Source organism: Stenotrophomonas sp. FR010, assembly GCF_047520755.2.
In the GTDB taxonomy this organism is placed as follows: Bacteria; Pseudomonadota; Gammaproteobacteria; order Xanthomonadales; family Xanthomonadaceae; genus Stenotrophomonas; species Stenotrophomonas sepilia.
This window is the reverse complement of sequence record NZ_JAXBQT020000002.1, coordinates 15,764-29,677: the sequence shown is the minus strand read 5'-3', so window position 1 is coordinate 29,677 and position 13,914 is coordinate 15,764. Positions and strand designations below refer to the sequence as shown.

The following is a 13,914-nucleotide window of genomic DNA, read 5'->3' as shown; positions in this document are numbered from 1 at the left end:
CTGATCCTGCTTACCGCAACTCGTCCACGTAGAACTGCTTCCAGTGTGCAATCTCTGACGGATTCCGACTTACGGGTTCTCGGCTATTGAAAACCCAAAGCTGGATCGCCTTCGGCGTAGTCAACGTTTCATACGTGCAGCTGAACTCAGTGAGCTTATCTGTGATGAGCTGCTTGGCCGCATCGTAGCGCTCTCGCTGAATTCCTTGTGCTTGCCCTGATGCCACGAGCGCATCCATCGCCTCCTGTAGGCCATAGAGCTTCTGTGCAAGCTCAGAGATTTCCGCTCCGTTTGTGTTACTCGGCGTAGAACTCGCCATACCTGTCTCCTTCCATAACGAACACGAATTGTACCCGGCTAAGGCCGGGTTTCTCTTTTGGAGTCCCCATGAAGATCATCGGAATCACCGGCCGCGCCCGCAGCGGCAAAGACACCCTGGCCGAGTTCCTGGTCAGCGACCACGGCTTCGTGAAGCTGTCCTTCGCGGCCCCGATCCGCGCCTTCGTGGCGGACATCACCGGCCTGCCGGTGTCCGCGATGGAGGACGGCCCGCTCAAGGAGGAGCCGCTCGACTGGCTCAACGGGCAGACCCCGCGCCGCCTGATGCAGACCGTGGGCACCGAGTGGGGCCGTGAAATGATCGACCGCGACCTGTGGGTCAAGGTGGTCGCGCAGAAGATCCGTCAGGCCCGCCGCGACGGCGCTGCTGGCGTCGTGGTGTCGGACGTTCGCTTCGACAACGAGGCGCAGTTCATCCGTGAGTGGGGCGGCCAGGTGGTCCAGGTGCTCCGCGACAGCGCGGCCCCGGTCTCGGCGCATGCCTCCGAGGCAGGCGTCCACGGCGACCTGATCGACACCGTGATCGACAACAACGGCCCGATCCACCGCCTGCGGATGGTCGCGGAATCGCTGGCCCGACTCTAAGGGTTTAGTGGTCATCATCGGGGGAAACGACAGTTTCCCCACCTATTCATAACCCAGGAGTTCTATGCAAATCCCTCTGCACTCCTACGACCTGATCGACCTCCTGGACGAACTGCACCCCGAAGTGATCTACGACCCCGCCAAGCCGAAGGAGGAGTTCCTGCTCCGGCAGGGCGAGCGCCGCCTGATCCTCCGGCTAAAGGCGCTGCGGAAGGTCGAGCAGATGGAGCACCGCGCCCGCTAATCATGTGCAGCAAGCCCAACATGCCGGACCAGCAGGAGAAAGACCCGATCCTGCTGACCCGCCAGGACACCCAGCCGACCGGCCACGCGGCCGATCAGCGGCGTAAGTCCAAGGTCCGACTGGACCTGAACAACGCAACGCAGTACCAAGGACTGACCATTCCGAATGGCTGACGCCAAGCAGACCTCGGCCGAGAAGCAGACGGCCGCGAAGCGCTACGGCGATCTCAAGTCCAACCGCAAAGAAGCCGAGACGCGCGCCAAGCGCTGCGCCAAGGTTACCCTGCCCCGCCTGTGGGTGGACGAGGGCGCGAAATCGCGTACCCCCGGTTCCGCCTACATCGACACCGGCCCGAAGTGCGTCAACGCCCTGGCCTCGAAGATCGTGCTGGCCTGGCTCCCGCCGAACGCCTCGGTGTTCAAGCTCGCGCCTGACCAGGCAGTCGCCGAGAACATCGCCGAGCAGGCTGGCGTGGAGACCTCCGAACTGGAGGCCGCGCTGGTGGACGTGGAGCGGGTCATCGTCAACGACCTGGAGACCAGCGGCGTCCGCCCGGTCCTCAGCGAGGCGGCCAAGCACGCCATCGTCCTCGGCAATTTCCTGCTCTACGACCCCGACGAGGGCAAGCCTAAGCTGTATCCGCTGACCTCCTACGTGACCGACCGCGACGGCCTGGGCAACGTGCTGGAGATCATCACGCTCGACAAGATCGCCCCGGCCATGCTGCCGGACTCGATCCGCGCGGCGGTGATGCAGAAGCTCGCCCAGGAACGCGACGAAAAGACCAAGAACGACGACGTGAACCTCTACACCTGGGTGCGTCGCTCGGAAGATGGCAAGGAGTGGGAAGTGGTCCAGGAGGTCGAGGGCGTCGAAGTCCCCGAGACCGTGGGCACCTACCCCATCGACGCCTGCCCGTGGATTCCCCTGTGCGCGCCGCCGTCCCTCGTGGACGACTACGGCGAGGGCTTGGTCTACGACTACGTGGGCGCGTTCGAGTCGCTGGAGGCGCTGCGCAAGGCGATCCGTAAGGGTGCCGCCGCGCTGGCGAAGATCATCATGTTCCTCAAGCCGACCTCGACGATCCGCGAGCGCCAGCTCACCGAGGCCGAGTCCGGCGCGGTGCTGCGTGGCGAGGCCAGCGACGTGACCACGCTCCAGCTCCAGAAAGCCTACGACCTGAACTTCGTGCGTCAGGAGGCCGAAGGGCTGGCGAACTCGCTGGAGCTGATCTTCGGCGTGAAGTCCGCCGTGCAGCGCCCCGGCGAGCGCGTGACCGCCTACGAAATCCGGGTGCTCACCCAGGAACTCGACGACGCCCTCAGCGGCTTCATGGCGATGTCGGGCGAGCAGCTCTTGCTGCCGCTGATCCGCCGCCGCCTGCACAAGCTCCAGAAGCAGGGTCGCCTGCCCGAGCTGCCGCAGGAACTCATCAAGCCGCGCATCACCGTTGGCATCGCCGCCCTCGGCCGCGGCCACGACCTGAACAAGCTGATCGAGTTCGGTCAGGCAGTGGATGCGCTTGTCGGCGCAGAGGAGAAGGCGCGCCGCCTCAACAGTGGCGAGGCGATCTCCCGACTGGCCGCCGCTTCCGACATTTCCACCAAGGGCCTGATCCGCTCCGACGACGAGCTTGCTGCCGAGCAGCAGGACGCCTCGGCGCAGGAGGCGATGGTCCGTGCCGCTCCGAATATCGCCTCAGCGATGACCCAAACCCCGTAACCCCGAGAAGGACGCAATGTCGAACGAAACCACCGAGAAGCCCGCCAAGCCGACCAAGGAAGCCCCGAAGGCTCCGAGCGTCGAGCGTAAGGGCAAGGCCGAGATCACCCGCAAGACGAACGGCCTGGTCATCGTCAACTACAAGCCCGAGGACAAGTAATGTCGCAGCCGGGCAAGTCCGAAGTGACCGTCAGCCTTGACGGCATCAACGGCCAGCCGACCCCAGGTCAGCAGCCGCCGCAGAACTCCCAGGACACCCAGCAGCCCGCACCGGGCGCGCAGGGTGGCACCGATGGCGAGCGCCTGTTCGGCGGCAAGTACAAGACCGTGGAGGAGCTGGAAGCCGCCTACGCACAACTGAGCACGCCAGCCGACGACAAGGGTGGCAAGGGCGGCCCCGCGACCATCGACGACGCCACCGCGGATGACGCGCGTGACGCCTTGGCGCGGGCTGGCCTGAACCTGGACGACTTCGCCACCGAGTTCAACTCGAACGGCTCGCTGTCCGAGGAGAGCTACAAGAAGCTCCAGGACGCGGGCTATCCGAAGGAGCTGGTGGACGTGTACGTCGATGGCCTGCGCGCTCGCGTGCAGACCTACGAGAACGCCGTCTACTCGCCCGCAGGTGGCAAGGCCGGTTACGACGGCCTGGTCCAGTGGGCTAAGACCAACCTGAGCGCCGAGCAGAAGCGGGCGTTCAACGAAGCGGTGCAGTCCGGCGACGCCGGCCGCGCAGCGCTGGCAGTCCAGGGCCTCGTCGCCCTCCGTGGCGGCAACGGCCGCCTTCTGAATGGCAAGACCGCATCGAACGCCGATGCAGGCCCCAAGCCGTTCCAGTCGCAGGCGCAGGTCGTCGAAGCGATGCGCGATGTGCGCTACCACCGTGATCCGGCTTACCGCGCGGAAGTCTCCGCCCGCCTGGCCGTGTCGCCGCTGTTCAAGTAATCCACTCAACCTCAAGCAAGGACTAAATGTCGGACGCAATCCCCTCCCGCCTGGGTCAAGCCCAGGCCAACGGCGACGCCTGGGCGCTGTTCAAGCAGAACTACACTGCTGAAACCATCACCAGCTTCGTCGAGAACTACAAGCTGGACGGCCGCGTGTCGGTGCGCAACATCGAGAGCGGCAAGTCCGCCTCGTTCCCGAACGTCGGCACCATCGGCTCCGAGTACCATGTGCCGGGCACCGAGATCAAGGGCCTGGTGGTCGAGCACAACGAGACCATCATCACCCTCGATCCGATGCTGATCTCGCACGCCTTCATCGCCAACATCGACGAGGCGATGAACCACTACGACGTGCGTTCCGAGTACACCCGTCAGCAGGGTGCGGAGCTGGCGCTCAAGCGCATGCAGAACGAGCTGCGCTGCGCGATCCTGGCCGCTCGTACCACCGAAGGCAAGGTCGAAGGCCAGCCGGGTGGTGCCATCATCAAGGCCGCCACGATGGCCTCCGATCCGACCGTGCTGGCCGATGCGTTCCGCAACGCCCGCATGCTGTTCGACGAGAAGCTGCTGCCGGACAACCCGCAGGAGTTCACTGGCGCACTGGCCCCGGCTCAGTGGTATCTGCTGACCGAGAACAAGGACTTGATCGACCGCGACATCAACGCGGAATCGAACGGCTCCTACGGCCAGGCGATCATTTCCTCGGTCGCCCGCATCCCGCTGGTGAAGATCAACGCGATGCCGCGTGTCGATGAGTCGGCCCTGGCCTCGATCCCGGCCAAGTACCGCGGCAACTTCGCGGACACCGTGGGCGTGATCTTCCACCGCTCGGCGGTCGGCACCCTCAAGCTGCTGGACCTGTCCCTGGAGGACGTGTACCAGGGCGAGAAGCAGGGCACCCTGATGCTGGCGAAGTACGCGCTGGGTCACGGCATCCTGGCTCCGCGCGGTGCCATCGAGCTGTCGAAGGCCCCGTAAGCAATACCGCGCCGTTGGGCAAATCCCGCGGCGCTTCAATCTCTCTCCATCTACGGGGGACATCCACATGGGTGTCCCCCGTTTTTTTGCCCCGAATCCATGAACCTCGAACTCACTCCGACCACGGAACTCGAAGCCGTCAATGTGCTGCTCGGTGCTATCGGCGAAGCGCCGATCAGCGACCTCGAAGCGCTCGGCAACCTGTACGCCTCGCAGGCGCGCGACACCCTCCGCGCGGTGAGCCGCGAGGTCCAAACCGCTGGCTGGTGGTTCAACACCAGCGAGTCGTTCACCTTCACGCTCAACGCGGAAGGCAAGGTGCTGCCGCCGCAGTCGATCCTCAAGCTCGTCCCCGCACGCGGAAGCGAGCCGCTGGTGATCCGAGGCACGCGCCTCATCAACCCGCTCACCCTCGCCGACACGTTCTCGTCGGCCCCCACCGCCGACTTCGTGACCTGGTTCCTCGCCTACGAGGAGCTGCCCGAGTCGGCCCGCCGCTACATCGCCGTGCGCGCTGCGCGTCTGTTCCAGACGAGCGTGCTGGGTAGCGACCAGCTCTACGTGTTCACCGAGAAGCACGAGGAGGAGGCATACCTCATCTTCGCGCAGGAGCACGCCGACTTCACCTACGCCCGCGGCCACAACTTCCTCAGTGGCTCGACGGACGTGTCTGATATTTGGGACCGCTGATGCCGCTAATCACGGGGGACTATCCCTCGTTCCTGGGAGGCGAGTCGCAGCAGGACGATACCGTCCGCTCGCCGAACCAGCTCACCAAGGCGATCAACGCCTGGCTGCATGCCGCAATGGGCGCTGGCAAGCGCCCGCCCGCCGAGTTCGTTGCTGGCCTTGGCGTCACCCTCGATCACGACTGTGCCTTCCACTCCATCGTCCGCGATGAGAACGAGCGCTACATCGTCGCCGTGGGTCACCGCAGCATCCGCGTGTTCGACCACGAGACCGGCAAGGAATACACCGTCAACGCCACGGGCGACGCGCTCAACTACCTGGACACCCAGGGACAGCGTGCGTGGTCGTGCTTCGCGCTGGCGACGTTCTCCGACACCACCTTCATCGTCAACCGGCTGGTAGACGTGAAGCAGAGCGATGAGCTGTCGCCCGGTTCGCTGTACGGATCGGCGCAAACGATGTCCGACCTGCCGAAGCCCGGCGACAAAGGCTCGGCCGTTGTGCCGACCGGCGCGATCTACAACATCATCGGCTCGTCCGAATCGCAATTCGACGACTACTACGTCCAGAAGCAGTCCTCCTCGGTCTACCTGGAGGTCGCCCGGCCGGGCATCAAGCACCGCTTCGATGCCAAGACGATGCCGCACATCCTCAAGCGCATCCCCGATCCAGTGCATGCGGACGGCTTTTGGTTCTCCTTCGGTGGACCGGAGTGGACCGCGCGCCTCGCGGGTGACGAGCAAAGCAACCCGTTCCCGTCCATCGACGGCCAGCGCATGCGCGAGGTGTTCAAGCACCGGGACCGCCTAGGCTTCCTGGCCGGGGAGAACGTGCTGATGTCCGAGGTCTCCGATCCGTTCAACCTCTGGCGCACTTCGGTGACCCAGGTGCTCGACGCCGACCCCATCGACGTGAGCGTCAGCGGGTCTAACGGCGTCACCACGCTCTACCACGCAGTCCCGTTCCAGTCGGCCCTGTTCCTTGCCGCTGCGGGCGGCCAGTTCCTCCTGACCGCCGAGCCGTACCTGGCCGCCAAGAACGTCAAGAGCGATCCGGTCAACAGCTACAGCAGCTCGCCGTACATCCGGCCGAAGCTGATGGGCGAGTCGCTGTACTTCACCGAGGACAGCGGCGCATACGCCAGCGTGCGCGAATACTTCATCGACGACCTGTCGGTGACCGGCGACGCCGCCGACGTGACGGCGCATGTGCCCAAGCTGATGCCGGGCCGCATGCGAGCGATGGCGAGCGCAAGTGGTGCCGACTGCGTGTTCTTCGCTCCTGACGAGCCGACCGACGCGCAGCTCTACGTCTACTTCGTCCGCTGGATCGGCGACGAGAAGCAGCAGTCCGCATGGACGCGCTGGTCAATCTCCGGCGTCGGTCGCATCGTCCACATGCACGCCATCAACGACGTGCTGTACGCCGTCGCGGAAGCCCCAGGCGGCGGCTGCGAGCTGCTCAAGTTCCGCATGGTGCTCAACCAGCACGACACGGATGCCACGGGCGACTACAACTTCCTGCTCGACCGCATGCTGGTGGTGCAGCCCACCTATCAGCAGTTCGGCAACGAGACCTGGATCGACCTGCCCTACATCGTGCCCGATGGCATGACGGTCACCGTCCTCAAGACGGACGACTGGCAAGACCCCGGCGCGTACCTGGACATCACCAAGGCGCGCTGGGACAACGCCCGCACCCGCCTTGCGCTCCCCGGTAACCACACCGAGGGCCGCGTGGTCGTCGGCATGGACTACGAGCACCGCCTCACCCTGACCAAGCCCATCGTTCGCGGTGGGCAGAACCAGGCCGTGCTGGTGGGCCGCACGCAGGTGCGTGACATCGAGGTCGCCTACAAGGATGGCGCGTACTTCGAGCTGGAGGTCGAGCAGCACGGCAATGGCCGCGTCGAGACCTACGTGGCGTCGCACTCCGGTGCGTACACCGCGCGCGTCCTCAACGACTCGGTGTTCCGCACCAGCGCCCCGACGTTCCACTCCGGCTCTCGCCGGTTCCCCGTGCTGGGCGACGCCAACAGCGTCCGCATGCACCTCGTCAACCGCCTGCCGTTCCAGTGCTGGTTCCAGTCAGCACAGTGGCGCGGCATGTTCGTCTCCCGCAGCCGAGTATGACCCTGACCTATCGAAGCCCCACCGCCAGCGACATCCTCCACGTCGCCGAGAACATGCGGCAGGAGGACATCCTGGAGGTGGCGGCTTCGCATGGTCACACCCCGCTCCAGGCGCTCGCATTTGCAGTGACCGCGAGCGACCGCAGTTTCGCCGCGATGCACGACGGTTCCCCCGTGTGCATCTTCGGCTTCAGCCAGCACGCCGAGGGTATCGCCTCGGTTTGGCTGCTGGGCACCGACGCCCTGGTGGCTCCCACGTTCTGCCGCACGTTCCTCCGAGAAGCTCGGCGGATCAGCGACGAGTGGTCGGCCACCTTCGGCACCATCTTCAACTTCGTCGATGTCCACGCCGTCACCACGCGGCGATGGCTCGGCTGGCTTGGCTTCCGCGAGAGCGGCGTCGAGTCCGCCTACGGCTTCGCCAAGACACCCTTCGTCCGAGTAACCAAGACCCCATGTGCAACCCCGTAGCAGTCCAGGTCGGTATCGCCGCAGTCAGCGCGATGGCGACCATGTACGGCCAGGATCAGAACAACAAGGCCATCGAGGAAGCCGCGGAGCGTCAGCAGGAGCAGATCAACGACCAGGCCGCCGAGCGCACCCAACAGCGCATGGAGGAGGCCCGCGCACTGCGATCCGCGATGCGCGCCTCCGCAGCAGAAGCGGCAGTGTCCGGCAACTCGGTCGAGCTGCTGGCGAACGACATCATGGCCCAGGCTGGCCGTGACGTGGCCCTCATCGAGAAGAACCGCAGGAACGGAGTCGTCGAAAGCGGCTCCGAAGCACGCGCTCGTATCCGCACCGGCAATTCCGAGGCGCTGGGCGGCGTGATGCAGTCAGGCGCGAATGCCTACAGCAACATCCAAACCTACAAGCGCTATTCCATTCCCGGAGACGAGTAACCCGTGGCTCGCACGAAACCCCAAGAGATCATCCGCCGCGCGCAGGTGCCGCAGCGTCTCGCCGAGCGCCCCGTTCTGGCGGTGCAGGCTGACCAAGCGTCCTCCGCTGGTGCCGGTGTCCTCTCTCGCACCGCCGCTGCGGTGCTGACGCGCGTCTCGGATTCCGTCAACTCGCAGATGATCTCAAACAGCCGCGAGCAGTACAGCGCCGCGGCGACCCAACGTATGCAGGAGGACGCCGAGGGTACGCCCCGGCAGGCCGAGGACTTCGTTGCCCAGCAGTCGGAGTCATGGCGTCGCGGCTACCTCAAGGCAGACGGCATCATCCGCGTCCGCGACTGGCAGATCGAAGCGGCCAAAGAGATCGCCAAGGCCGAACCCGGCACCGACATCGAGCCGCTCATCAAGGAGCGGATGGCTGCGCTGACGCAGAACCCCGAGTTCCAAGACCCGCAGGTCCGCAAGGCCCTGATGCCGGTCGCCATGCGCGCCGCGCAGCAGGTCCGCCAGCAGTGGCAGGCCGACTCGATGCGGGAAATGCTGGTCCGGCAGAAGGAGTCGCTGACCGCGATCATCCGCGACGGCATCAAGGGCGGCACGTTCCTCACTTCCGAGGGCATGAACGGCCTGTACGCGATGCTGGACCAGGAGGAGTACGCCTATCTCAACAAGCGCGACGTGGACGAACTCTACGTCGAGGCCGCCAAGGAGGAGCTGGCCGCAGGCAACCGCGATCCTCAGTCGATCCTGGCGTTCCTGGAGCAGGACCGCGGCGACGGCCAGCCCGGCTTGATGAACACCGAGCACGGCGACGAGCTGCGCGCGGCGGCTGCCGCTGGTGCCCGCGTGATCGCACACCGCGAGGACGAGGCACGCAAGCAGGCGATGGCCGAGGCAGAGTGGACGCTCCAGGGCCTCGCGGATCGCGGCCAGCTCACCCACAAGACCATCGACACCTGGGCCAGTAAATTCGGCCTGAGCGGTGGCGACCTCCAGTCCTTCAAGCGATACTGGAACAACCAGCAGGAGCAGACGCTTCGCCGCTGGGAGCAGGAAGCGAAGGAGCGCGCCCGAGAGGAGCGCATCCGCAAGCTGGTAGCCGGGGGCAATCCCTACGAGATCAGCGACGCCGACCTCAAGAAGCAGGCCGGTAAGGAGTGGGAGGAAACCCCGCAGGCCGCACGCGGCCAGGTGCTCCAGAAGTGGGCACGGCAGGGCATCGTCATCCCCCAGCTCGAACGCATCCTCAAGCGCGCTGACCCGGCGTTCCAGGAGAACTTCCAGAACGCCGCGACGCTGTACGAACAGCTCCGCAAGGTCTCGCCCAAGTACGCCGATACGGTCGCTGGCGGCGAGGCTGCCGCAATGCTGGACCAGTACCTCTACGACACCCGGCGCAGCGGTCAGTCTCACCAGGAGGCCGCTCGCGTCCTGACGCAACCGAAGCGGGAAGTCGAGGAGGCCCGCTCGGTCATCAACGACACCTGGAAGTCCGGCATCAAGGACTACCTGGAGATCGACGGCAAGCCGCGTGACCCGCGTGAGCTGCACCGCATCCGCCAGGAAGCCGAGCGCATCGCCTCGCGTGGCGGAGTGTCCGGCGAAGCTGCCATCCGTGCAGCGGTCGGTCAGATCGACGCCCAGCGCACGACCGTCAACGGCCGCCGCGTGCCAAACATCGGCATGCCGCAGGGTGCCGAGCCAGCGGTAGACGAGCTGATCCAGACGGTCGCGCGCAAGCTCGGCCGCGACCCGGATGAGCTGTCGGCCCTGCCCAATCCCCGCAATCCGGGGCAGTGGCAGATCGTCGGCCCCGACAACTGGCTGATCCCTGACCCGGACACCGGCCGCGCCATCGGTTTCGACCCGCGTGCCATCGCGGCACAGCACCAGCGCTGGAAGGGAGACCTTGCGGAATCCCAGGCGCGTCGTCGGGTCGAGCAGCGCACCACCTGGGCGGACCAGTCCCGGAACATCCGCGACCTGCGCTCGCAGTCGGCGACCACGGAAGTCCCTGCGGCCATCGCCAAGCGCGACGCCAGCGCCGCCGAGGCTCCCGCCTTCGAGCTGCCCAAGTTCGACCTCACCAAGCCGCTGGTTCCCAACGCGGGCACCAAGCAAACCACCACCACCCCGGCAGTCCCCGAGGACTTCCTGGAGTACCTGACGAGGAAGTAAGACCGCATGTTTGAATCCCTACCCGGCGCAGACGAGAACATCGTCAAGCCGGCAACCCAGCAGCCCATCGTGCAAGCCGTGCGCGAGCGCAAGGAGCAGCGAGAGGCCGCGGAGCGCCGGAAGGATCAGACGACCGTATGGGACGGATGGGGCGCTGCCCAGGCAAAGGGCGGCATCGGCTTCATCGACCGCTTCATCACCGAGCTGGGCTACGAGCCGCAGCAGGGCTATCGCATTCCCGCAGACGCGCGCAAGCGCTGGGAGTCGATGGGCCTGCGCCCGGAGCAGTGGGAGCTGTTCGGCCGGGCCACGTCCGACGAGCACCTCTCCTATCTGGAATCCGTGGCCTTTATGAATCAGATGGCGGACGACGACCTGGCGCAGTTCGGCCTGGGCGGACAGATCGCCCTCGGCTTCACCGACCCGGTGGCAACCGGCCTCGATCTCGCCACGGGCGGCCTGGGGTACGCAGCCAAGGCCGGACGCCTCGCCAACGCGGTGCGTTCCGGTCTACAGGCTGCGGGCACCTCCGCGCTGATGTCGGCCGCAACCTCCACCTACGACCCCGAGCAGACGCTCGCGGATGGCGTGCAGAGCGCCGCCCTGTCGTTCGCGTTCGGTGGTGCCCTCGGCGCTCGCCGGGGTGCCCTGTTCGACGGCGAGGTGAAGCCTGACGTGGTGAAGCGGCTGGCCGGTGACGACTCGCTGTCCGCCGCCCGCGTGGCAGGCACCGCCGCCAACGACCTCACGCCAGGCGTCCTCCCGCTGCGCAACGAGAGCGCATTCGAGCAGGAGTTCACCGACAAGGCGCTGGTCAACGCGCACATCACGCCCCACTTCGCCACCGTCCGCCGCGACCTTGCTGCCCGCATGGGTAGCGCCAAGTCGCCGCTGGTGCGCGAGGCGGGCCGCCTGCTGTTCCGCGATGGCGTCGGCTACACCGATCGCTCCGTCGCGGTCCAGGAGTCCACCAGCGAGTTCGCCAAGCGCCACCTGGCCGTCATGGAGACGGAATGGCGGAGCGGAGTGAACGCCGCATGGGACGCCTACAAGCAACGGACAGGCACCCATTGGTGGAACTTCTCCGAGCGCGCAAAGTTCAACGAGGAGGTCGGCCGTGCCGTGCGCGGTGCGCCTGACGTATCACCGGAAGCCGCCAAGGCGGCCGGCAGCGTCGCCAAGGCGATGCGCGATGCGCTCAAGCTGGCGCAGGACAGCAACCTCGACGGCTTCGCCAACGTGGCGCAGAACGGCAGCTACCTGCCGCGCTACTGGAGTGGCAAGGGCTTCAAGCGCCTGTTCGGCGAGATGCAGCTTCACCAGGACGACGTGATCGAGCAGCTCATCAAGCCCGCCATGCGTCGCGCCTGGGAGGCCACCACCGACGAAGGCGACGAGATCGACGACGAGCTGCTCGGGGCGGTTGCACGCTCCTACCTCAAGCGCGCCCAAGCGAACTTCGAGGGCGACGGGATGGACCTGCTGGTCCGCCCGCTGGACAGCGATTCGGTCGAGGAGATCGGCAACATGCTGACCGAGGCGGGCGTCTCGCCCGTGCGGTCGCAAGAGCTACTGTCCAAGCTGGAGCGCAAGACCTACGAGTCGGGCAAGCTCGACCGCGCGAAGAAGCGCATCGACCTCGACGAGACCTACTCCACCACCATCCGCAACGAGGCTGGCGAGGACGTGCAGGTCTCGATGGCCGACCTGTTCGACAACGACGTGGACTCGGTGATGACCCGCTACATGCGCGAGATCACCGGCTGGTCGGCGCTGTCGTCGAAGGCTGGCATCAAGAACCGCGCACAGCTCGACCGCTTCGTGTCGAAGCTCAAGAGCGACGCCCGCAAGTCCGGCGACGACGTGAAGGACATCGAGCGCCTGATCGACATCGGCCTCAAGTCCACCTTCGGCCGCAGCACCGAACTCGATCCCGCCAGCCGAGGCGCACGCTACGCGCGGTTCCTGCGCAACTGGAACTTCGCCCGCGTGATGAACCAGGTCGGCTTCTCGCTGTTCGCCGAGCTTGGCCCGACCATCGCGCATGCCGGTCTCCGCAACTTCTGGAACTCCGTGGGTGCCGCCCGCGACTTCCTGGTGCGCGGCGCTGACGGCAAGCTGTCCTCGCAGGAGGCGCGCGTCATGGAGCGGCTGTTCGCACCCGGCACCGACTGGCTGCGCAACCCGCCGTTCCTGCGCCTGGACGAGGATGCGCTAGTGCCGCAGACGTTCAACGTCAAGCACGGCGAGAAGATCGACAACGCGATGAACATGGCGACGCACGTCACCTCGGTCGCATCCGGCATGGCCCCGATCAACACGATGCTCCAACGCATCGCCGGTCGCGCCACGCTGCTGCGGCTGCTGGACATGGCGAACGCCAAGAAGCTGTCGGACGCCGAAGTGGCCCGCCTGCGCACCTGGGGCCTCGACGAGAAGGCCCAGGCCGACGTGTTCGGCTACCTCAAAGGCAAGCGGCAGATCGAGCAGATCGACCCGGACAAGCTGCCGTTCCAGACGCGCGAGCGCATGGCGGCCTTCCTGTTCCGCGTGACGCGACACCAGGTTCTCGAAGGTGACGCCTCGGACAGCATCGAGCTGATGCACTCCACCACCGGCCGCATCGTCACGCAGTTCCGCAGCTTCATGGTCAACAGCTACACCCGCCACTTCCTGAACTCCGTCCACCACTACGACGACTGGCGCACCTACGCGATGGTCGTGCTGTCCACTTCGGCAGCAGGCATGGGCTGGGCGGCTCGCACGTACATCAACACTGCGGGCAACCCCGAACAGCGGAAGAAGCAGCTGACGCAGGAGAACTTCTACAAGAACGCTGTCGCGCAATCGAGCTGGTCGAACGTGATCCCCGCGGTCACCGACGCCGTGTGGGCGGACGCCTTGGGTAACGACCCGGTGTTCGCCAACAACCGCTCGACCGGCCTGGAGAACGGCGTGATGGGCATCCCGTCCATCGACCTGTTCAACAAGGTCTACGGCAGCACGCGGATGATCGGTTCGGCCATCCGCGACGATGAGGAGATCACCGAGAAGCAGATGCGCGACTTCTGGAAGATTTGGTGGTTCAACAACATGACGGGCGTCCGCAACATCGCGGATCAAGCCCTACAGCAGTTCCCTGACCGCAAGGACGGGACTGATCGACCGTAACCAGGAGGCCCTTCGGGGCCTCCACCT

General features: G+C 65.9%; 14 protein-coding genes. 13 read left to right on the top strand and 1 reads right to left on the bottom strand.

The features are described 5' to 3' along the window. Nucleotides 1–10: 10 nt before the first annotated feature. Nucleotides 11–319 carry a hypothetical protein gene (locus ACM0PK_RS02355; RefSeq protein ID WP_032961816.1) on the bottom strand — a complete coding sequence of 103 codons (309 nt, stop codon included), beginning with the start codon at nucleotides 317–319 and terminating at the stop codon, nucleotides 11–13. 68 nt (nucleotides 320–387) lie between these two features. On the opposite strand from ACM0PK_RS02355, the gene ACM0PK_RS02350 reads away from it, so the two are divergent. The 13 genes from ACM0PK_RS02350 to ACM0PK_RS02290 all read left to right on the top strand — a co-directional run bounded on the left by ACM0PK_RS02350 (nucleotide 388) and on the right by ACM0PK_RS02290 (nucleotide 13,887). Next, nucleotides 388–924, top strand: coding sequence for a deoxynucleotide monophosphate kinase family protein (locus ACM0PK_RS02350; RefSeq protein WP_004154581.1), 537 nt, complete (start codon nucleotides 388–390; stop codon nucleotides 922–924). A 64-nt stretch (nucleotides 925–988) separates the two neighbouring features. Continuing rightward, nucleotides 989–1,168: a hypothetical protein gene (locus tag ACM0PK_RS02345; protein ID WP_005412407.1), complete on the top strand. Its 180-nt coding sequence runs from the start codon at nucleotides 989–991 to the stop codon at nucleotides 1,166–1,168. 20 nt (nucleotides 1,169–1,188) lie between these two features. Continuing rightward, on the top strand, nucleotides 1,189–1,341 hold the full coding sequence (locus tag ACM0PK_RS02340) for a hypothetical protein (protein WP_005412406.1): 153 nt from the start codon (nucleotides 1,189–1,191) through the stop codon (nucleotides 1,339–1,341). Then, nucleotides 1,334–2,890: a portal protein gene (locus ACM0PK_RS02335; RefSeq protein WP_005412405.1), complete on the top strand. Its 1,557-nt coding sequence runs from the start codon at nucleotides 1,334–1,336 to the stop codon at nucleotides 2,888–2,890. The genes ACM0PK_RS02340 and ACM0PK_RS02335 overlap by 8 nt, the downstream gene beginning before the upstream one ends. Before the next feature lie 16 nt (nucleotides 2,891–2,906). Next, nucleotides 2,907–3,050, top strand: coding sequence for a hypothetical protein (locus tag ACM0PK_RS02330; RefSeq protein WP_004154577.1), 144 nt, complete (start codon nucleotides 2,907–2,909; stop codon nucleotides 3,048–3,050). Then, the gene (locus ACM0PK_RS02325; RefSeq protein ID WP_005412404.1) at nucleotides 3,050–3,835 is read left to right on the top strand and encodes a capsid assembly protein; all 786 of its coding nucleotides are present in this window, start codon (nucleotides 3,050–3,052) and stop codon (nucleotides 3,833–3,835) included. The genes ACM0PK_RS02330 and ACM0PK_RS02325 overlap by 1 nt, the downstream gene beginning before the upstream one ends. Before the next feature lie 26 nt (nucleotides 3,836–3,861). Further along, a complete protein-coding gene (locus ACM0PK_RS02320) occupies nucleotides 3,862–4,815 on the top strand; it encodes a major capsid protein (RefSeq protein WP_005412403.1) in 954 nt (317 codons plus the stop codon). Nucleotides 4,816–4,914: 99 nt separating this feature from the next. Further along, entirely contained in the window at nucleotides 4,915–5,505 is a 591-nt protein-coding gene (locus ACM0PK_RS02315; protein ID WP_005412402.1) for a phage tail tubular protein A, read from the top strand. Further along, complete coding sequence (locus tag ACM0PK_RS02310; protein WP_414607769.1) at nucleotides 5,505–7,637, top strand: phage nozzle protein; 2,133 nt, start codon at nucleotides 5,505–5,507, stop codon at nucleotides 7,635–7,637. The genes ACM0PK_RS02315 and ACM0PK_RS02310 overlap by 1 nt, the downstream gene beginning before the upstream one ends. Beyond that, nucleotides 7,634–8,107 (top strand): hypothetical protein, encoded by a 474-nt coding sequence (locus ACM0PK_RS02305; protein ID WP_005412400.1) that lies wholly within the window; start codon nucleotides 7,634–7,636, stop codon nucleotides 8,105–8,107. The genes ACM0PK_RS02310 and ACM0PK_RS02305 overlap by 4 nt, the downstream gene beginning before the upstream one ends. Nucleotides 8,108–8,139: 32 nt before the next feature. After that, entirely contained in the window at nucleotides 8,140–8,538 is a 399-nt protein-coding gene (locus ACM0PK_RS02300) for a virion core protein, T7 gp14 family (RefSeq protein ID WP_322540681.1), read from the top strand. A 3-nt stretch (nucleotides 8,539–8,541) separates the two neighbouring features. Next, complete coding sequence (locus tag ACM0PK_RS02295; protein ID WP_032961810.1) at nucleotides 8,542–10,716, top strand: hypothetical protein; 2,175 nt, start codon at nucleotides 8,542–8,544, stop codon at nucleotides 10,714–10,716. A gap of 69 nt (nucleotides 10,717–10,785) precedes the next feature. Continuing rightward, nucleotides 10,786–13,887, top strand: a complete 3,102-nt coding sequence (locus ACM0PK_RS02290) for a hypothetical protein (protein ID WP_234500153.1) — start codon at nucleotides 10,786–10,788, stop codon at nucleotides 13,885–13,887. Nucleotides 13,888–13,914: the final 27 nt, after the last annotated feature.